Origin of the sequence: Mesorhizobium sp. WSM3859 (assembly GCF_002295065.1) — a bacterium.
Classification (GTDB): domain Bacteria; phylum Pseudomonadota; class Alphaproteobacteria; order Rhizobiales; family Rhizobiaceae; genus Mesorhizobium.
The window spans coordinates 456,763-475,068 of sequence record NZ_NSGG01000001.1; the positions used below are offsets into that span (position 1 = coordinate 456,763).

The 18,306-nt window shown below is 66.9% G+C and carries 17 protein-coding genes, 1 tRNA gene and 1 riboswitch; of the genes, 14 read left to right on the forward strand and 4 right to left on the reverse strand.

Going from position 1 to position 18,306, the window contains the following annotated elements; all coding sequences use genetic code 11:
• Positions 1-77: 77 nt before the first annotated feature.
• On the reverse strand, positions 78-296 hold the full coding sequence (locus tag CK230_RS02175) for a hypothetical protein (RefSeq protein WP_095815542.1): 219 nt from the start codon (positions 294-296) through the stop codon (positions 78-80).
• A gap of 214 nt (positions 297-510) precedes the next feature.
• Positions 511-716: riboswitch (cobalamin riboswitch) on the forward strand.
• Positions 717-755: 39 nt separating this feature from the next.
• On the opposite strand from CK230_RS02175, the gene CK230_RS02180 reads away from it, so the two are divergent.
• From CK230_RS02180 to CK230_RS02210, 7 genes are read left to right on the forward strand one after another with little or no spacing between them, the layout of a single operon-like run.
• Positions 756-1,181, forward strand: a complete 426-nt coding sequence (locus tag CK230_RS02180) for a DUF1636 family protein (protein ID WP_095815543.1) — start codon at positions 756-758, stop codon at positions 1,179-1,181.
• Between the two features lie 2 nt (positions 1,182-1,183).
• On the forward strand, positions 1,184-2,221 hold the full coding sequence (cobW, locus tag CK230_RS02185) for a cobalamin biosynthesis protein CobW (RefSeq protein WP_095815544.1): 1,038 nt from the start codon (positions 1,184-1,186) through the stop codon (positions 2,219-2,221).
• An 18-nt stretch (positions 2,222-2,239) separates the two neighbouring features.
• Complete coding sequence (locus CK230_RS02190) at positions 2,240-5,998, forward strand: cobaltochelatase subunit CobN (protein ID WP_095815545.1); 3,759 nt, start codon at positions 2,240-2,242, stop codon at positions 5,996-5,998.
• On the forward strand, positions 5,995-7,488 hold the full coding sequence (cobG, locus tag CK230_RS02195) for a precorrin-3B synthase (protein WP_095815546.1): 1,494 nt from the start codon (positions 5,995-5,997) through the stop codon (positions 7,486-7,488). The genes CK230_RS02190 and cobG overlap by 4 nt, the downstream gene beginning before the upstream one ends.
• Complete coding sequence (locus CK230_RS02200; protein WP_095815547.1) at positions 7,489-8,121, forward strand: precorrin-8X methylmutase; 633 nt, start codon at positions 7,489-7,491, stop codon at positions 8,119-8,121.
• Positions 8,118-8,882: a precorrin-2 C(20)-methyltransferase gene (locus CK230_RS02205; RefSeq protein WP_095815548.1), complete on the forward strand. Its 765-nt coding sequence runs from the start codon at positions 8,118-8,120 to the stop codon at positions 8,880-8,882. Before CK230_RS02200 ends, CK230_RS02205 begins: the two co-directional genes overlap by 4 nt.
• Positions 8,879-9,643 carry a precorrin-3B C(17)-methyltransferase gene (locus tag CK230_RS02210; protein WP_095815549.1) on the forward strand — a complete coding sequence of 255 codons (765 nt, stop codon included), beginning with the start codon at positions 8,879-8,881 and terminating at the stop codon, positions 9,641-9,643. The genes CK230_RS02205 and CK230_RS02210 overlap by 4 nt, the downstream gene beginning before the upstream one ends.
• Here the strand turns inward: CK230_RS02210 and CK230_RS02215 are convergent.
• Positions 9,607-10,371: a cobalt-precorrin-6A reductase gene (locus CK230_RS02215; protein WP_095815550.1), complete on the reverse strand. Its 765-nt coding sequence runs from the start codon at positions 10,369-10,371 to the stop codon at positions 9,607-9,609. The genes CK230_RS02210 and CK230_RS02215 overlap by 37 nt on opposite strands.
• Positions 10,372-10,525: 154 nt before the next feature.
• Between CK230_RS02215 and cbiE the strand changes: the two genes are divergently transcribed.
• The 7 genes from cbiE to cobT are packed head-to-tail and all read left to right on the forward strand — an operon-like array spanning position 10,526 to position 16,961.
• Positions 10,526-11,755 carry a precorrin-6y C5,15-methyltransferase (decarboxylating) subunit CbiE gene (gene cbiE, locus CK230_RS02220; protein WP_095815551.1) on the forward strand — a complete coding sequence of 410 codons (1,230 nt, stop codon included), beginning with the start codon at positions 10,526-10,528 and terminating at the stop codon, positions 11,753-11,755.
• The gene (locus CK230_RS33495; protein WP_245429794.1) at positions 11,752-12,261 is read left to right on the forward strand and encodes a cobalamin biosynthesis protein; all 510 of its coding nucleotides are present in this window, start codon (positions 11,752-11,754) and stop codon (positions 12,259-12,261) included. The genes cbiE and CK230_RS33495 overlap by 4 nt, the downstream gene beginning before the upstream one ends.
• Positions 12,258-13,022, forward strand: coding sequence for a precorrin-4 C(11)-methyltransferase (gene cobM, locus CK230_RS02235; protein ID WP_095815552.1), 765 nt, complete (start codon positions 12,258-12,260; stop codon positions 13,020-13,022). Before CK230_RS33495 ends, cobM begins: the two co-directional genes overlap by 4 nt.
• A gap of 14 nt (positions 13,023-13,036) precedes the next feature.
• Positions 13,037-13,834, forward strand: coding sequence for a uroporphyrinogen-III C-methyltransferase (gene cobA, locus CK230_RS02240; RefSeq protein ID WP_095815833.1), 798 nt, complete (start codon positions 13,037-13,039; stop codon positions 13,832-13,834).
• The gene (locus CK230_RS02245) at positions 13,831-15,147 is read left to right on the forward strand and encodes a cobyrinate a,c-diamide synthase (RefSeq protein WP_095815553.1); all 1,317 of its coding nucleotides are present in this window, start codon (positions 13,831-13,833) and stop codon (positions 15,145-15,147) included. The genes cobA and CK230_RS02245 overlap by 4 nt, the downstream gene beginning before the upstream one ends.
• Positions 15,144-15,911, forward strand: coding sequence for an adenosylcobinamide-GDP ribazoletransferase (gene cobS, locus CK230_RS02250; RefSeq protein ID WP_095815554.1), 768 nt, complete (start codon positions 15,144-15,146; stop codon positions 15,909-15,911). Before CK230_RS02245 ends, cobS begins: the two co-directional genes overlap by 4 nt.
• Positions 15,912-15,935: 24 nt before the next feature.
• Entirely contained in the window at positions 15,936-16,961 is a 1,026-nt protein-coding gene (gene cobT / locus CK230_RS02255; RefSeq protein WP_095815555.1) for a nicotinate-nucleotide--dimethylbenzimidazole phosphoribosyltransferase, read from the forward strand.
• Between the two features lie 112 nt (positions 16,962-17,073).
• Here the strand turns inward: cobT and CK230_RS02260 are convergent, their stop codons facing one another.
• A complete protein-coding gene (locus CK230_RS02260; protein ID WP_095815556.1) occupies positions 17,074-17,913 on the reverse strand; it encodes a hypothetical protein in 840 nt (279 codons plus the stop codon).
• 302 nt (positions 17,914-18,215) lie between these two features.
• Positions 18,216-18,291: transfer RNA gene (locus tag CK230_RS02265), tRNA-Lys, on the reverse strand.
• Positions 18,292-18,306: the final 15 nt, after the last annotated feature.

The window sequence follows — 18,306 nt, forward strand, 5'->3', positions numbered from 1 at the left end:
AAATAGAACAAAGTTTGCTATGAACCGAGCTTTGGTTTGATGACCCTCAATGGTTCAAGTGTCTGGTAGTAGCAGCTCTAACGCTGTCTTCTACGCTCGATGCAAACGCTGCGTCCCAGTCGAAATGGGTAGAAGTCACCAAACCCGTAATCTACTGCGGCGGCGTAGACGCCGACGCGGCGGCATTTTTGCTGCTGCGCTGGCTGGGCTCCGAACACGGAGAGATCGACGACGACATCAAGCAGTCCTGTGGCCTGCTGACGGTTGGCGATCAATATCTGCTGGACGATCAGCAACCAGAATCGGATAGAAGCCGGGTTATCTTGATGTGGAGCCCGATCTGCCCGAGAGGTTGTTCGCCAACCATGCTTCCGGCTGCCGCTCCGCCCCGTCGCCTCGCGGGAACATATCTTAAACCGACAAGGCCGCCGAAGGGCTGGGAGGGCTGGTAATGGCGCTGACCCACACGACCGTGTCGTAGCCGTGCGTTGACACCGCTGCCCGCAAAAGCCTAAATCCGCCACAGACGGTCTTCTCCCGGCAAAGGGAGGAGCCAAGAGGGAATGCGGTGCGGGCCTAAAAACCCAAATCCGCGGCTGTCCCCGCAACTGTAAGCGACGAGCCCCGGCCGAAAACCACTGGGATGTTCCCGGGAAGGCGGCATCTGAGGCGACGACCCGCGAGCCAGGAGACCTGCCGTCTGAGACTTTAAGTATCCGAATGCCCGGCGGGTTTTCCGGGCAAGGAGCCTGGTTTTGGATCGCAACGGCAGTTTCCCAGCAAACAGTGCGGAGATTTCGTCCGAGCCCGACGCGCTGGCAGGCGTCACCGTCATCGTCTGCTCTTCCTGCCGCGACGAGACCGGTTCCGATGCCCATCCGCGCGCCGGCGCCCTGCTGGCCGAAGACACGCGCCGTGCCGCCTCGAGCGAAAATATTCGCATCCGCACCGTCGAATGCCTCGGCAACTGTAAGCGCCGGCTCAGCGCGGCGCTTTTGCGCGACGGCTGCTGGAGCTATGTCTTCGGCGATCTGGCCGCGACCAGCGGCGCCGACCTCGTCGCCGGCGCAAAGCTCTTCGCCACCTCGACCGATGGCCTCATCCCTTGGCGCGACCGGCCCGATTCCCTCAAGCGCGGCCTGGTTGCCCGCATCCCACCCCTCGACATGCTGAAGGACTGACCATGAACGCTTCCGTTTCCCGCGTGCCTTGCACCGTCGTCACCGGCTTCCTCGGCGCCGGCAAGACGACGCTGATCCGCAACCTGCTCGAGAACGCCAAGGGCAAGCGGCTGGCGATCATCGTCAACGAGTTCGGCGATGTCGGCATCGATGGCGAGATCCTGAAAAGCTGCGGCGTCGACACCTGCCCGGAGGAAAACATCGTCGAGCTCGCCAATGGCTGCATCTGCTGCACCGTCGCCGACGATTTCGTGCCGGCGCTGGACCAGATCCTGTCCCGCACGCCGAAGGTCGACCACATCCTGATCGAGACCTCCGGTCTCGCTTTGCCGAAGCCTCTGGTCCAGGCCTTCCAATGGCCGACGGTGAAGAGCCGCGTCACGGTCGACGGCGTCGTCGCCGTGGTCGACGGGCCGGCGCTGGCCGACGGCCGCGTGGCCTCCGACATGGATGTGCTGCAGGCGCAGCGCGCCGCGGACGACTCGCTCGACCATGACGATCCGGTCGAGGAAGTGTTCGAGGACCAGATCGCCTGCGCAGACCTGATCATCCTGTCGAAGAGCGACCTGATGGATGCGGCAGGCTCTGAGCGCGCCAACGCCGTCATCGGCGAGCATGTGGCGCGCGCCGTGAAAGTCGTGCCGACCGCACAGGGCAAGGTCGACCCGTCTGTGCTGCTCGGCCTCGGCCTCGCCGTCGAGGACGACATCGAGAACCGCAAGACCCATCACGACGACGAGCTCGACCATGAGCACGACGATTTCGATTCCTTCGTCATCGACATCCCGTCGATCGCCAATCCGGACGAGCTTGCAAAACGTGTCGCCCTGGCCGCCGAGCAGGAAAACGTGTTGCGCGTCAAAGGCTTTGTCGAGGTCGGCGGCAAGCCGATGCGGCTTCTGTTGCAGGCTGTCGGCCCGCGCGTCAATCACTACTACGATCGCGCCTGGACCGCTGAGGACGACCGCCGCTCGCGGCTCGTCGTTATCGGCCTCAAGGGGCTGAACCGCCCGGCGATCGAGCGTATTCTCGCCGGCTGAGGCAAAATCCGGACCGCGATGCATATCCTCGCCACCACATCCGCTTCGCTCGACGATCTCGCCGAGCCGATCGACCTCAGGCAGACGCCTGCGGATGTTGTGGCGCTGTCCTTCACCGACAGCGATCTCGCCGGCCTGGCCGCCGCATGGAAGGCCGATGCGGAGCGGCTGCCATCGATGCGGCTTGCGGCGCTGCGCGACCTGCGCCATCCGATGTCGGTGGACCTTTGGATCGACAGCGTCGCCCGCCACGCCAGGGTCGTCCTCGTCCGCATCCTCGGCGGTTACGACTGGTGGCGCTACGGCTGCGACCAACTCGCCGCGGTCGCGCGTGAACGCGGCATAAAACTGGCGCTGCTGCCAGGCGAAAGCCATGACGAGGACCAGCGCCTGATCGAAAGCTCGACCCTGCCGCGCGCCGAGCTCGACGCCCTGCTTGGCTATTTCCGCGAAGGCGGCCCGGCGAATATGAATGCGCTGGTGCAAAGGCTGGCAAGGCTAGCGGGGGCTGAGGCGGCCGTGGCTGAGCCGGTCGGCGTACAGAAGGCTGGGTACTATCAGCCTGGTCTGGGAGTTGTAGCGAAGCCTATCTTACCGAGCGTTGGCGATCCGTCGCCCCCCTCTCTGTCCTGCCGGACATCTCCCCCTCAAGGGGGGAGATCAGCCGTCATCGACCCTGGCGCGTTTTCTTCAAGGGCGTCGAAAGAGCCATCTGCAGCATCCGCGATTGGCGAAACCGTCGACGACAGAGCAATCTCCCCCCTTGAGGGGGAGATGTCCGGCAGGACAGAGAGGGGGGCGACAGAACTCGACGCCGACAAGTTCGGCGTCATCCCCATCCTCTTCTACCGCTCGATGCTGTTGGCGGCAGACGTCGCGCCCATCGATGCTCTCGCGGAAGCGTTGAAGCTGCAACGCCTGATGCCCGTGCCGATCTTCGTCTCCAGCCTCAAGGACCGGGCGTCGCTCGCCTTCGTCGAAACCGCCATCGCCTCGCTGCACCCCGCCGCCATCATCACCGCCACCGCGTTCGCCTCCGGCGCGGAGCCCGGCGCCGAAACCCTGTTCGACCGCGCCGGCGTGCCGGTGTTCCAAGTCATCGTCGCCACGACGCGCCGCGAGGTCTGGGAGAGCAACCAGCGCGGCCTGGCGCCCGCCGATCTTGCCATGCATGTCGTCCTGCCCGAGCTCGACGGCCGCATCCTGGCCGGCGCCATCTCCTTCAAGGGCGAGGTCGAAACCGATCCGGCGCTGGCCTTCCGCGCCTTTGCCAATCGGCCGGAGGCGGATCGCGTCGTTCAGGTCGCCAAGCGCATTGGGGCGTTTATTCGCCTGCAGAGGACGGAGCGGGCTGAGCGCAAGCTTGCGGTCCTGATCCCGGATTACCCAAGCGCGCCCGGACGGACCGGCTACGCCGTTGGGCTGGACGTGCCGTCAAGCGTGCTCGCCATGCTTCATGACCTGAAGGAACAGGGCTATGCGATTGACGGGATTCCGCAATCGCCGCGGGAGTTGTTGGATGCGCTGGAGGTGGGTGGGCACGGCCTTTCTTTGGGTGACTACCTAGCCTATTCGGCCGAACTGCCTGCAACTGCACACGATACGCTGGAGGCAGCATGGGGAGAGGCAGAAGGGATAGGTCTGCGCGAGGCCCCCCTCTCTGTCCTGCCGGACATCTCCCCCTCAAGGGGGGAGATTGGCAGCTCCGCCGCCGGCTCTCCCCTTGCTAGTCCGAAAATTGGCGAAAGCCGTGCGGAAGGAATAATCTCCCCCCTTGCGGGGGAGATGTCCGGTAGGACAGAGAGGGGGGCGACAGAACGCCGACCTCCGCAGGCAAGTCCCGAAACCCACTTCCCCTTCCGCGCCGCCACCTTCGGCAACATCACCGTGGCACTGGCCCCCGATCGCGGCCGTTCCGCCGATCGCCGCGCCGACTACCACGACCCGACGCTCCCTCCGCGCCACGAGCTGATCGCCTTCGGGCTCTGGTTGCAGAAATCGCTCGGCGTGCATGCCATCGTCCATGTCGGCGCGCATGGCACGCTGGAATGGCTGCCGGGCAAGACCGTCGCTCTCTCCGACACCTGTTTCCCCGAGATCGTCACCGGTTCGCTGCCGGTCATCTATCCCTTCATCGTCTCCAATCCCGGTGAGGCTGCACAGGCTAAGCGCCGCATCTCTGCCGTTACGCTCGGCCATCTGCCGCCGCCGCTGACCGGCGCCGGCCTCGATGAGGCGCAACAGAAGCTGGAGCGGCTGGTCGACGAATATGCCCAGGCCGACGGCCTCGACCGCCGCCGCCGCGACCGCCTGGCAAAGCTGATCGTCGAGACGGCGCGCAAAACCGGACTTGCCTCGGAAGCCGGCGTCGCCAAGACCGATCAACCCGACGAAGCGCTGCGCCGCATCGACGCCTGGCTCTGCGATCTGAAGGATTTCGCCGTCAAGGACGGGCTGCATGTCTATGGCCGCGCGCCGGAAGACGAGACAGATCCGCTGCGCCGGCAAAGCGCGGCGGCCGAAAAAGCGAACCTGCTCGCCGCGCTCGACGGCCGCCACATCAAGGCCGGTCCCGCCGGCGCGCCGGCGCGTGGCCGCTCCGACGTGCTGCCGACAGGCCGCAACCTCTTCACCTCCGATCCGCGCACCATGCCGACGCCGACCGCCTATGACCTTGGCCAGGCGGCGGCGGAAGAAGTGGTGCGCAGTTATATGCAGAGCCATGGCGACTGGCCGCATTCGCTGGTCATCGATCTCTGGGGCTCGGCCTCGTTGCGCACCGGCGGCGAGGAGATCGCGCAAGGCCTGGCGCTGATGGGCTGCCGACCGCAATGGGATGCCGCAACGGGGCGCGTCACCGGCATCGAGGTGCTGCCGCCCGCAGCGCTCGGCCGCCCGCGCGTCGACGTCACCTGGCGTATTTCCGGCCTGTTCCGCGACATGTTCCCGACCCAGATCGCGCTGATCGACGCCGCCGCCAACGCGGTCGCCGGCCGCGACGAGGACGATTCGGAAAATCCGCTAGCCGCTGCGACACGCGCTCATGGCAAGGTCAGCCCGCGCATTTTCGGCACCTCGCCCGGCACCTATGGCGCCGGCGTCGAGGAGTTGCTGTCGCGCGGCGAATGGGGCGTGCGCGAGGAGATCGGCCGCGCCTATCTCGATGCCACCTCGCACGCCTATGGCGGTGCCGACGGCGAAGCGATTTCCGCCCCCGGCGCCTTCGAAGGCCGGATCGCGGAGGCGGATCTCCTGGTCCACACCGGCGACGACCCGGGCCGCGATATCCTCGAAGGCTCGGCCGACGTCGCCTTTATCGGCGGCTTTTCGGCCGCCCTTGCCGCGCTCGGCCGGAATGCCGATGTCATCGTGCTCGACACCACCGATCCGAAGAAGCCGAAGCCGCGCTCAGTCGGCGAAGCGGTTTCGCGCGTGGTCCGCGCCCGCGCCGTCAATCCGCGCTTCATCGCCGGCCAGATGCGCCACGGCCCGCGCGGCGCCTCGGAATTCGCCGAAACCGTTGACCGTCTGGTCGGCTTCGCCGAGACCACGCATGCCATTTCCGGCACGCTGATCGAGGCCGTGCATGACGCCTATCTCGGCGATCCGGATGTTCGCGCGTTCCTGCTGCGCGAGAACCCTGCCGCCGCAAAAGTTATTGCCGAGCGCTTCCTCGCCGCGCGGCGACGCGGCCTCTGGCACCCACTCCGCAATTCCATCGACGACGATCTCGCGGCCCTGATCGCCGAGGCCCAGGCGAGCGGGGTGGCGACATGAACGCCTTCTCGCGCCGCGGCGCCTGCCCTGCTCTTAGCGCCCCGATGCAAACCGGCGACGGGCTTTTGGTGCGGCTCAACCCGGTCGCTGGAGGACTTTCGCCGAAGTCGCTGATCGGACTCGGCGAATCCGCCCTGCGCCACGGCAACGGCATCATGGAAGTGACCGCGCGCGGCAGCCTGCAGATCCGAGGCCTGACAGCGGGAAGCGCCCGGCTGCTGGCGGCAGAAGTGGATGCGCTGGGGATTGCGGTGCGCAGCGGCGTGCCGGTTGAGATCGGGCCGCTGGCGGGGATCGATCCGCAAGAGATTGCCGACCCGCGTCCGCTGGCGGAGCGGATCAGGGTGGCGATCGAAGAGGCTGGGCTGACGGCACGGCTGGGGCCGAAAGTGTCGGTGGTTGTCGATGGCGGCGGGCAGCTTACGATGGATGCCGTGACGGCCGATGTGAGGCTCAAGGCGGTGCGCGCTGGCGGGGATACCCTTTGGAGCGTATCGGTTGCCGGCGACGCGCGAAGTGCAAAGCAGCTTGCGACGGTCGATGCGGATGCTGCACGCGACATTGCTGTGGCGGCACTCAGGATGGTCGCCGAAAAAGGCCGCGAGGCGCATACGCGGGATTTGACGGAGCGGCAGTTGGCCTCTCTCGCAGGTTGGCGTTCCTTCGCGCCCCCCTCTGTCCTGCCGGACATCTCCCCCACAAGGGGGGAGATTGAGCCGTCGCCGCCGGTTTCGCCAATCGCCAAGCTCGAGCCGAGCAGCAAGGTTGCAGGCAGGGCGCCATCGGCAGAGCTGCCAATCTCCCCCCTCGTGGGGGAGATGTCCGGCAGGACAGAGGGGGGCGCCGTAGAGCGCCGTCGCTCGCCGGTCGGCCTCTTCGACTTGAGCAACAGCCACGCCCTCGGCATCGCCCTCCCCTACGGCAGCTTGCCCGCTCAAAACCTCATCGACCTGGCAACACAAGCCACTAACCTCGGCGCCACAGAAATCCGCCTCGCCCCTGGCCGCGCCCTGCTCTTCCTCGGCCTCTCCACATACGCCTGCGTCTCACTAGATGCCTCCGCCGCCACCCTCGGCTTCGTCACCTCTCCCACCGACCCCCGCACCCGCATCGCCGCCTGTCCCGGCACGCCGGCCTGCGCCTCCGGCCGCATCGCCACACGCGCCATCGCCGAGACGATCGCTGCTCAACGCCCCGATCTCCTCGACAGCTCGCTGACGCTCCACATTTCCGGCTGCGCCAAGGGCTGCGCGCATCCGGGCACCGCTGCGCTGACATTGGTCGGCGACGAAAACGGAGCCGGACTTGTCGTGGACGGGACGGCAAAGGCCCTTCCTGCCGGATACAGGCCGGGCTATGACGCCGCGCGCGGCATCGCCGACATCCTTGCCGCGCTGCGGGCGCAAAGACATCCGGGCGAGACCGCCGCTGCCTGCCTGGCAAGGCTTGGCGCGGCGAGTGTTGCTGAACTCTATCGACGGAACCAGTGAATGGCCGCCTACGACTATATCCATGACGGGATGGCGATCTACGAGCGCTCTTTCGCCATTATCCGCGCCGAGGCTGACCTGTCGCGCTTCTCCGAAGCCGAGGCCGATGTCGCCATCCGCATGATCCATGCCTGCGGCCAGGTCGAAGCCGCCAGCCATTTCGTCTTCTCGAACGATTTCGTTGATGCGGCCCGCGCGGCGCTTGCCGCCGGCGCGCCGATTTTTTGCGATGCCGAGATGGTCGCGCATGGCGTCACCCGCGCCCGGCTGCCGGCCGGCAACGAGGTGGTCTGCACGCTGCGCGACCCGCGCACGCATGACATCGCCAAGGAAATCGGCAACACCCGCTCGGCCGCGGCGATCGACCTCTGGGGCGAGCGCATGGCCGGATCGGTCGTCGCCATCGGCAATGCTCCCACCGCGCTCTTCTATCTCTTGGAAAGGCTGCGCGACGGCGCGCCGAAGCCGGCCGCGATCATCGGCATGCCGGTCGGCTTCGTCGGTGCTGCAGAATCGAAAGATGCGCTGGCCGAGAATTCCTATGGCGTGCCCTACGCCATCGTGCGCGGCAGGCTGGGCGGCAGCGCCATGACCGCCGCCGCGCTCAATTCCTTGGCGAGGCCGGGCCTGTGAACGCGCCTGTTAAAGAAGGTTTGGCAAAAGGCCGGCTTGTCGGCGTCGGCACCGGCCCCGGCGATCCGGAGCTTCTGACGCTGAAGGCCGCGCGCGCGCTGGCCGAGGCCGATGTCGTCGCCTATTTCGCCAAGCGCGGCAACAACAGCAATGCGCGCGCCATCGTCGAGGCGCGCTTCCGGCCGGATATGATGGAATTGCCGCTGCTCTATCCGGTGACGACGGAGATCGACAAGGATCACGACGACTACCGCGCGCAGATCACTGATTTCTATGAGCAGTCGGCCGAACAGGTCGCCGAGCATCTCGGCGCCGGCAGGATGGTGGCGGTGCTGTCGGAAGGCGATCCGCTCTTCTACGGCTCCTACATGCATCTGCATGTGCGCCTGGCGCACCGCTTCCCGACCGAAGTCATCCCCGGCATCACCGCCATGTCCGGCTGCTGGTCGGCGACAGGTCTGCCGATCGTCCAGGGCGACGACGTGCTGACCGTGCTGCCCGGCACGATGAGCGAGTTCGAGCTGACCCGCCGGCTGGCCGACACCGATGCCGCCGTGATCATGAAGGTCGGCCGCAACCTGCCGAAGATCCGCCGCGCGCTGGAAGCGACCGGCAAGCTGGCCAAGGCCGTCTATGTCGAGCGCGGCACCATGCCGGGCAGCGTCTCGATGCGGCTCGCCGAAAAGCCGGACGACAAGGCCCCCTACTTCGCCATCGTGCTCGTTGCCGGCTGGTCGGCCCGGCCAGGGGCAAAGCCATGAGCGGCCGCCTTACCGTCATCGGGCTCGGCCCCGGCAATGCCGACCAGGTTACGCCGCAGGCTGCGCATGCCGTCGCCGAGGCGACCTTCTTCTATGGCTACAAGCCCTATCTCGACCGGCTGGAACTGCGGCCGGATCAGACCCGCATCGCTTCGGACAACCGCGAAGAGCTCGCCCGCTCCAACGACGCGCTGGCCAAGGCAGCCGAGGGCCACAGCGTCGCCGTCGTTTCCGGCGGCGATCCCGGCGTCTTCGCCATGGCCGCGGCCGTCTGCGAAGCGATCGAAGCAGGGCCCGCCGAATGGCGCGCCATCGACCTCTCGGTCGTTCCGGGCGTTACCGCCATGCTCGCGGTCGCCGCTCGCATCGGCGCGCCGCTCGGCCATGACTTCTGCGCCATCTCGCTCTCGGACAATCTGAAGCCCTGGGACCTGATCGAGCTGCGCCTGCTGGCGGCGGCCGGAGCCGGCTTCGTCATCGCGCTCTACAACCCGATCAGCAAGGCCCGCCCGTGGCAGCTCGGCCGCGCCTTCGAATGTCTGAAGGCGATCCTGCCGGGCACCACGCCGGTGATATTCGGCCGCGCCGCCGGCCGGCCCGACGAGCGCATCGAGGTGTTTTTGCTCGCGGACGCCGATGCGGCAAAGGCCGACATGTCGACCTGCATCATCATCGGCTCGCCCGAGACCCGCATCATCAAGCGCGGCGAACGGCCCGCGCTGGTCTACACGCCGCGTTCGGCGACGGGATCGAAAAGATGATCGACCTTTGCCGCCAGCGCATCGACGGTCTCGGCCGAAGGAACCTTCGGCAGTGCTGGCCGGCGGATTACGATCACTTCGATGCCGAGCGCCCGCGCCGCCGCGATCTTGCCATAGGTCGCCTCCCCGCCGCTGTTCTTGGAGACGACGGCATCGATCCGGTATTTTTTGAGCAACGCTCGCTCATCCACTTCCGGAAACGGTCCGCGCGCCAGCAGGTAGAGCGCATCGGGCACAGCGAGCTTCGGCTCGACCGGATCGACGCTGCGGATCAGGTAACGGTGCTGCGGCGCGGCCTCGAAGGCGCCGGCCTCCTGCCGGCCGATCGCGAGAAAAACGCGGCGCGGCGACGTGCCGAGCGCACTTGCTGTCTCGGCGACACTGTCGACCAGCGTCCAACGATCGTCCGCGACAGGCTCCCAGCCGGGCCGTCTCAAGGCAAGGATCGGCACGCCGGTTCGCTCGGCGGCCTCGGCGGCATTGGCCGAGATGCGCGCAGCATATGGATGCGTGGCGTCGATCAGCAGATCGATATGTTCCTCGTGAAGATAGGCAGCCAGCCCGTCGGCGCCGCCAAAGCCGCCGACACGCACCGGCACGCCTTGCGCGACCGGGCTTTCGGTGCGGCCGGCGAGCGAGAGGGTGACCGCGAAATCCTCGCGACGGACGAGCTTTGCCGCCAGTTGCCGGGCTTCCGTCGTTCCGCCGAGGATCAGAATGTTCTTCATGGGCACCATGATGTGCAGCGCCTGCGCTGCCCCTCACCCTTACCCTCTCCCCGTAAGGACGGGGAGAGGGGGTCGCCAGCGTTACGGCCAACCTCCTTCTCCCCGTCACTATACGGGGAGAAGGTGCCGGCAGGCGGATGAGGGGCGGCGCGGCATGTCAAAAAACAAGCAGCCAACGCAGAAATGGCTCACCATCGTCGGCATCGGCGAGGACGGTGTAGCGGGTCTCGGCGACGAGGCCAAGCAGCGCATCGCACAGGCAGAGGTCGTGTTCGGCGGCAAGCGGCATCTCAGTCTTGTCGCGTCGTTGGCCAAGGGCGAGGCGCGCCCATGGCCGACGCCCTTCGATGCCGATATGCGCGACGTGCTGGCGCTCAAGGGCAAAAAAATCTGCGTGCTCGCGTCCGGCGACCCGTTCTTCCATGGCGTCGGCGTCACGCTGGCCCGCAAAGTCAAGCCGGATGAGTTGTTTGTCCTGCCTGCGCCCTCCTCCCCGTCGCTAGCGGCATCACGCCTCGGCTGGGCGTTGCAGGAGGTGGAGACGATCTCGCTGCACGGCCATTCGATCGACCTGCTCCGCCCCCTGCTCCACCCCGGCGCGCGCATCCTAGCGCTTACCTCCGACGCCGATGCGCCAGCGGCCATCGCCACGCTGCTTGACGAACTCGGTTTCGGCCCGTCGCGGCTGACGGTGCTGGAAGCGCTAGGCGGTGAGGACGAGAAGCGTCGCACGGCCAGCGCCGACGCCTTCGATCTCAAAAACATCAATCCGCTCAACGTGCTGGCGCTTGAAATTGAATCAACGCCGGATGCGCGCGTCCTGCCTTTGACCGTCGGCCTCGCCGATCACCTGTTCGAGCATGATGGCCAGATCACCAAGCGCGAGATCCGTGCCATCACGCTGTCGGCGCTGGCGCCGCGGCGCGGCGAGTTGTTGTGGGACATCGGCGCCGGCTCCGGCTCGATCGGCATCGAATGGATGCTGGCGCATCCTTCACTGCGTGCCATTGCCATCGAGGCCAACAGCGAACGCGCCGCCCGCATCGCCCGCAACGCCGCGCATTGCGGCGCGCCCGGCCTGGTCGTGGTCGAGGGCGCGGCGCCAAGGGCCTTCGCCAAACTGGAAACGCCGGATGCGGTCTTCATCGGCGGCGGCGGCAGCGATGCCGGCGTGCTGGAGAAGGCGATCAAGGCGCTCCGTCCCGGCGGCCGTCTCGTCGCCAATGCGGTGACGCTTGAGATGGAAGCGCTGCTGCTCGACCAGCACAACAGGCGCGGCGGCGACCTGACCCGCATCGCCCTGTCGCGCGCCGCACCTATCGGCTCGATGCAAGCCTGGCGTCCAGCCATGCCGGTCACGCAGTGGAGCTGGACAAAACCATGATGGTCGCGGGCATCGGCAGCCGCAAGGGCGTGAGCGTCGAGGAAGTGCTGGCGGCGATCGAGACCGCGCTCGAAGCGCATGGCCTCGCGATGACGGCGCTTTCGGCGCTGGCGACGACCGAACTCAAACGCAACGAAGAAGCCATTTTCGCTGCCGGCCGTGAACTCAACCTTCCCGTAATAGTGGTTGATGCTTCCGGCTCCGAACCGTCACTCCCCCTCACCCGGCCTCCGCTTCGCTCGGCCGACCTCTCCCCAAGGGGAGAGGAGATGACAGGCGCCGCCGCCAGTCTCTTCTCCCCCAAGGGGAGAAGGTGGCCTGAAGGGCCGGATGAGGTGGCGCCTCTGCTCAGTCATTCGGATCTCTCGCAGAGCCGCGCCGGCACGCCGTCGGTTTCGGAGGCGTCCGCCCTCGCCGTCGCCGGAGCCGGGGCAAGACTGCTCGGGCCTCGCACGGTGGTCGGCCCGGTCACCTGCGCCATAGCCATCAGCGGAGATGCGCCATGACGGTCCATTTCATCGGCGCCGGTCCGGGTGCTGCCGATCTCATCACGCTGCGCGGCGCTCGGCTGCTGGCCAGTTGCCCGGTCTGCCTCCATGCCGGCTCGATCGTCGCGCCGGAACTGCTCGAACATTGCGCGCCCGGCACCAAACTGATCGATACCGCGCCGATGTCGCTCGACGAGATCGAGGCGGAATATGTCGCCGCCCACAAGGCCGGCCAGGATGTCGCGCGCCTGCATTCCGGCGACCTCTCCGTTTGGAGCGCGGTGGCCGAACAGATCAGGCGGTTGGGAAAGCACGGCATCCCATACACGCTGACCCCAGGCGTGCCCTCCTTCGCGGCGGCGGCAGCGGCACTGCGCCGCGAGCTCACTATTCCCGAACTCGCGCAAAGCCTTGTGCTGACCCGCGTTTCCGGCCGCGCCTCGAAAATGCCGCCGGGCGAGACGCTGGCCGGCTTCGGCCGCACCGGCGCCACGCTCGCCATCCATCTTGCCATCCACGCCATCGACCGCATCGTCGCCGATCTGACGCCGCTTTACGGCGCCGAATGCCCGGTCGCGGTCGTCTTCCGCGCCTCCTGGCCGGACGAACGCATCCTGACCGGCACGCTCGGCACCATCGAAGCGCAGCTGGCGGAAAACCCGATGGAGCGCACGGCGATCATCTTCGTCGGCAGCGCGCTCGCAGCGCAGGATTTCGGCGAAAGCTCACTCTACGACGCCCACTACCAGCGGCGTTTTCGCGGACGGGATGGATTGTGAACGGCAGCGCCAACATGAACGGACGGGCTACGGTTGAGCAGACGTTGGCGCGGCTGAACTTCAAGCCGCGCGAGCTGGAGCCCGGCCATGTCTGGCTGGCCGGCGCCGGCCCCGGCGATCCCGGCTGCCTGACGCTGGAAGTGCTGGCAGCGCTCGGGCAATGCGACGCGCTGGTCTATGACGCGCTGGTCTCGCCCGATGTCGTGGCGGTCGCTCAGGGCGCCGAGCTCTTCTACGCCGGAAAACGCGGCGGCCAGCCTTCGATGAAGCAGGCCGATATCAACGCCCTGCTGGTGCGGCTGGCGCGTCAAGGCCGCCGTGTCGTGCGGCTCAAGGGCGGCGATCCCTATATTTTCGGCCGCGGCGGCGAAGAAGCCTTGGCGCTTGCAGGCGAGAAAATTCCGTTCCGGGTGCTTTCCGGCCTGACCTCGGGCCTCAGTGCATTGGCCGCCACCGGCATTCCCGCCACCATGCGGGGCATCAACAAAGCCGTCATTCTCGCCACCGGCCATGCGGCAGGCACGGATGACGATATCGACTGGGCGGCGATCGCCCGCACCGGCCAGCCGGTCGTCGTCTATATGGGCATGGCCAATCTGCCGGTGATCGCGGCAAAGCTGCTCGAGGGCGGCCTCATGCCGACGACGCCCGCCGCGGTGATCGTCGCTGCTACCACCCCGCAGGAGCGCATCGTCGTCGCCACGCTCGAGACCATTGCTGAAGAGGCCGCTGCCGCCGGGCTTGCCTCGCCGGCGCTGATCGTCGTCGGCGGCATCGTCGCCATGCGCGCGGCACTGGCGGGCGGCGCATGACGGCACGCGCGATCATCATCGGCGCGCCGCGCTCCGGCTCGGGCAAGACCAGCGTCACCATCGGCCTGTTGCGCGCGCTTGCGCGGCGCGGCCTGAAAGTGCGCGGCGCGAAGTCCGGACCGGACTATATCGACCCCGGCTTCCACGCCGCCGCGACCGGCCTTTCCGGCGTCAATCTCGACAGCTGGGCAATGTCGCCTCCCCTCCTCAACGCGCTGGCGGCCCAGGCCGCGGACGACGCCGAATACGTTATCCTCGAAAGCGCGATGGGCCTGTTCGACGGCATTCCCGCGGCGCAGGGCCACTCGGGCTCAGCCGCCGATCTTGCGCGGCTCTACGGCCTGCCGGTGCTGCTGGTGCTCGACGTTTCCGGGCAGTCGACCACCGCAGCCGCCGTCGCCAAGGGTTTTGCCACTTACGATCCGGATGTGCGCATGGCCGGCGTCGTGCTCAACCGCCTCGGCAGCGAACGCCACCGCCGGCTGTCCGGCGACGCGATCGAAGCGATCGGCCTGCCCGTGGTCGGCGCAATCCTGCGCGATCCGACGCTCAACCTGCCGGAGCGGCATCTCGGCCTCGTCCAGGCCGGCGAATACGAGAACCTGATGGCACATCTCGACCGGCTGGCCGACATGGTCGAAAAGTCGCTCGACATCGACGCCATCTTGGCGTTGGCCACCCCGCTGGAGCCGGCGGCCGGCGACTTCGGTGACGCGCTGCAGCCGCCCGGGCAGCGCATCGCGCTGGCCGAGGACGCCGCCTTCACCTTCCTCTATCCGCATGTCGCCACGCATTGGCGCAAGGCGGGCGCGGAGATCGTGCCTTTCTCGCCGCTTGCCGACGAAAGGCCCTCGCAGGACTGCGACGTCTGCTGGCTGCCCGGCGGCTATCCCGAGCTGCATGCCGGCAAGCTCGCGGCCGCGACGAACTTCCAGGCGGCAATGGCGCGCTTTGCGGCGGCGAAGCCGGTCCACGGCGAATGCGGCGGCTTCATGGTGCTGGGCGAAATACTGGAAAACGCGGAGGGGACAAGCCACAGGATGCTCGGCCTGCTTGGACATTCGACCAGCTTCGCCAGGCGCAAGATGAATCTCGGCTATCGCCAGGCGCGGCTGCGCGCCGCCTGCCCGTTGGGACCGGAGGGCACGCTGATCCGCGGCCACGAATTCCACTATGCGCAGATGACGGCCACCGGCAATGACGAGCCCTTGGCCGACCTTGCCGATGGCCAGGGCAACCCGCTCGGCGCCTCCGGCTACCGGCGCGGCCATGTCAGCGGCACCTTCTTTCACGCCATAGCGAGGGGCGCATGAGCGGCCCTTCCGCACCTAGGCAGGTGCTTGACGATATCGGCCTCAGCCTCGTCTTCTTCACCCGACTGAGGTTGCCCTCGAGCGATTTCGGCGGCCGCGGCCTGGCGGATGCGATCTGGGCGGCGCCTTTCGCCGGTCTGGCCGTGGCGATCATCGGCGCGCTCGTCTACGCCATCGCCTACAGTCTGGGTCTTGCCAGCGGCCCGGCTGCCGCGCTGACGCTCGCCGCGACGATGCTCGTCACCGGCTGCCTGCATGAGGACGGGCTTTCCGATATCGCCGACGGTTTTGGCGGCGGCAGGACGCGCGACAGGAAACTGGAAATCATGCGCGACAGCCGCATCGGTGCCTATGGCGCCGCAGCCCTCGGCATCTCGCTGCTCATCCGCTGGAGCGCGCTGTCCGAACTCGCCGGTCCCGGCCACATCCTCCTGGCGCTGCTTGCCGCGCATGCCGCCTCGCGCGGCCTGTTCGGCGCCTTCATGCATCTTCTGCCACCGGCTCGCGCCGACGGCCTGTCCGCCAATGCGGGCTCCGTCACTGCCGAGACCGCCATCATCGGTGCGGCGCTCGGCGCGGTGGCGCTGCTGGCGCTCGGCCTCGGCGGCGCCATCGCGGCGCTCATCCTGCTCGGCTTGCTGTTTGCCGCCTTCCGCTCGCTTTGCCTCAGCCAGATCGGCGGCCAGACCGGCGACACGATCGGCGCGCTGCAGCAGCTCGGCGAGATCGCCGTGCTGCTTGCCGCTTCCGTTTGCCTATCCTGATTCTCTCTCGGAGACCTTGCCCCCATGTTCCCCCAATCGACCTCGTTCAAATCCCTCGAAGACCTGCGTGCCGCCTGCCTCGACCTCCCCGCCGGCAGCGACGTTGCCGCCAGCGCCGTGGCAAAACGCCAGGACACTCTGACCAAGCCGCCGGGCAGCCTCGGCCGGCTGGAAACGATCGCCGCCTGGCTGGGCCGCTGGCAGGGCCGCGACATGCCGAAGCTCGATGCGGTGAAAGTCTTTGTCTTCGCCGGCAATCACGGCGTCACCGCGCAGGGCGTCTCGGCCTATCCGTCTGAGGTGACCGTGCAGATGGTGGCGAATTTCGCCGGCGGCGGCGCCGCCATCAACCAGCTTGCCCGCATTGCCGGAGCAAAGCTGGACGTCATTCCCCTCGATCTCGATCATCCGACAGGCGATTTCACACAGGTGCCGGCGATGGACGAAAAGGCCTTCCTCGCCGCCGTCTCGACCGGCTACGACGCGGTAACCAAGGATCTCGATCTCGTCTGCTTCGGCGAGATGGGCATCGGCAACACCACGCCGGCCGCCGCGATCTCGACCGCCCTCTTCGGCGGCGGCGCGGAAAAATGGACCGGACGCGGCACCGGCGTCGACGATGCCGGCATGAAGCGCAAGGTGGTAGCCATCGAAGCAGGACTCAAGCGCCACGCCGATTCGCTGTCCGATCCGCTGAAGATTGCGGCTGCCCTTGGCGGACGCGAGCTCGCCGCCATCTTCGGCGCCACGCTGGCGGCGCGCAAGAACAACGTGCCGGTGCTGCTCGACGGTTTTGTGTGCACCGCCGCCGCGGCACCCCTGGCCCGGCTGCACCCGACCGGCCTCGCCCACACCATCGCCGCCCATGTCTCGGCCGAAGCCGGCCACCGCCGCCTGCTCGAAGCGCTCGGCCTGCCGCCGCTGCTCGATCTCGGCATGCGGCTCGGCGAAGGCTCCGGTGCCTGCCTTGCCGTCAACATCGTTCGCTCGGCGCTGGAATGTCACGCCAGGATGGCGAGCTTCGCCGAGGCCGGTGTTTCGGAGAAGTAGAATAGAAAGGGCGTTTCGCCGTTCGCGTGAAACGATGAAACGCCCAGTCAATCTTCGAAGGGTCTAGGCGCAATGTCACCCGGCTGCGACGCGGGCGATCGCTCGGGCAGGTTCACTGCGACGAGGCGGTGAACCCGCATTGCTTCTGTTCCATCTCGATCTGCTTCGTGATGCGGATGGCGTTCTGCGCATAGGCCTCCGTTACGGAGCCGCTGTTGACGGTCTTGTCCTTCAGCGGGCTCACGGCTGCACAGAGATGGAAAACATGCGGTTCGGAGGACTTCGCGGCTCCGTTTTCCGGCGCGATCCAGTACACGACGTCCTGACCGGCAGGGTGGCTCGCGTCCTTCGTCGCCGCCGTCACCGCGGCGGTGTCCGTGGCGATCTCCTGAGCCTGGGCGGCGACCTCGGGCGAGCAGGCGGTGGTCGGCTGTCCGGCCCTGATCTGGGCCGCGCACGAATTCATGTCCTGGGTGTACTGCTCGACCGACGGGGGCTTCAAGCTGACGCCCGTTATCGCCGCGATCACCGCCAGCACAGCACCGACGCCGCCAGCGACCTTCTTGGTCTGCGGATCCATGTTCTTGTCGGTGAGGATAAGGAAGATCAACGGGAGGAAGGCGATCAGCGTGATGATTGCGCCGAGCTGGTTTTGGAAGAAGAACCTGGCCGTGTCGGATGCCCGAGCCGGGTCGTGCCGGTTGGCAGCCTTCCAAAACAAGTTACCGGCGATTGCGAAAATCGCGATACCGACCAGAATGCCGATCAGCAGCGGCAGGTTGCCCTGGTCGAACTTGTGCTTGTAGAACAAAACGATCCCGGCAATCTCGCCGCCAATGGCGACGATCCACGAGAGCGCTGCGAAAAGGCGGAGGCGCGAGGCAGCGGACTTCTGGCCCTGCGTTGCTTGCCAATCCTTGGTGACGTCTACGGCCGGCTTGTTGTCGGTCATGACCAGTTCCCCTGAAAATCGACACTTTTGCAGGGCGGCGTCAATCAAAGGCCAACTCGCCCGGCGCAGCATCATTGAACGAACGTCTCGTCGTCTGCCTTCGCGACGCAGCGAAAATGCGAGCGCCACGACAGGCCACATCCCCATCCATATTGCGCATGAGCGAAAGCGTCCATACCCCCGGAGCAGACTCCAACATGGCGGTAGCTCTGCTCTTCCTGGCTCCGGCTGGGACCCGATGTCAGGATCCGCAAGACGATGTCTTTCGGCAGGCGTAAAGCGCTAGGAAAACAAGAGATTGATGGTGGGTGTGCACAGGATCGAACTGTGGACCCGCTGATTAAGAGTCAGCTGCTCTACCAACTGAGCTACACACCCACACCGCCGGAAAAC

Bases quoted from the DNA above. Each gene is read 5' to 3' on its own strand.
- cobT (WP_095815555.1), top strand. From the start codon at position 15,936: ATGTTCCCCCAATCGACCTCGTTCAAATCCCTCGAAGACCTGCGTGCC.
- cbiE (WP_095815551.1), top strand. From the start codon at position 10,526: ATGTCAAAAAACAAGCAGCCAACGCAGAAATGGCTCACCATCGTCGGC.
- CK230_RS02245 (WP_095815553.1), top strand. From the start codon at position 13,831: ATGACGGCACGCGCGATCATCATCGGCGCGCCGCGCTCCGGCTCGGGC.
- CK230_RS02260 (WP_095815556.1), bottom strand. From the start codon at position 17,913: ATGACCGACAACAAGCCGGCCGTAGACGTCACCAAGGATTGGCAAGCA.
- cobG (WP_095815546.1), top strand. From the start codon at position 5,995: ATGAACGCCTTCTCGCGCCGCGGCGCCTGCCCTGCTCTTAGCGCCCCG.
- CK230_RS02210 (WP_095815549.1), top strand. From the start codon at position 8,879: ATGAGCGGCCGCCTTACCGTCATCGGGCTCGGCCCCGGCAATGCCGAC.
- CK230_RS02200 (WP_095815547.1), top strand. From the start codon at position 7,489: ATGGCCGCCTACGACTATATCCATGACGGGATGGCGATCTACGAGCGC.
- cobS (WP_095815554.1), top strand. From the start codon at position 15,144: ATGAGCGGCCCTTCCGCACCTAGGCAGGTGCTTGACGATATCGGCCTC.
- CK230_RS02190 (WP_095815545.1), top strand. From the start codon at position 2,240: ATGCATATCCTCGCCACCACATCCGCTTCGCTCGACGATCTCGCCGAG.
- cobA (WP_095815833.1), top strand. From the start codon at position 13,037: ATGAACGGACGGGCTACGGTTGAGCAGACGTTGGCGCGGCTGAACTTC.
- CK230_RS33495 (WP_245429794.1), top strand. From the start codon at position 11,752: ATGATGGTCGCGGGCATCGGCAGCCGCAAGGGCGTGAGCGTCGAGGAA.
- cobW (WP_095815544.1), top strand. From the start codon at position 1,184: ATGAACGCTTCCGTTTCCCGCGTGCCTTGCACCGTCGTCACCGGCTTC.
- CK230_RS02215 (WP_095815550.1), bottom strand. From the start codon at position 10,371: ATGAAGAACATTCTGATCCTCGGCGGAACGACGGAAGCCCGGCAACTG.
- cobM (WP_095815552.1), top strand. From the start codon at position 12,258: ATGACGGTCCATTTCATCGGCGCCGGTCCGGGTGCTGCCGATCTCATC.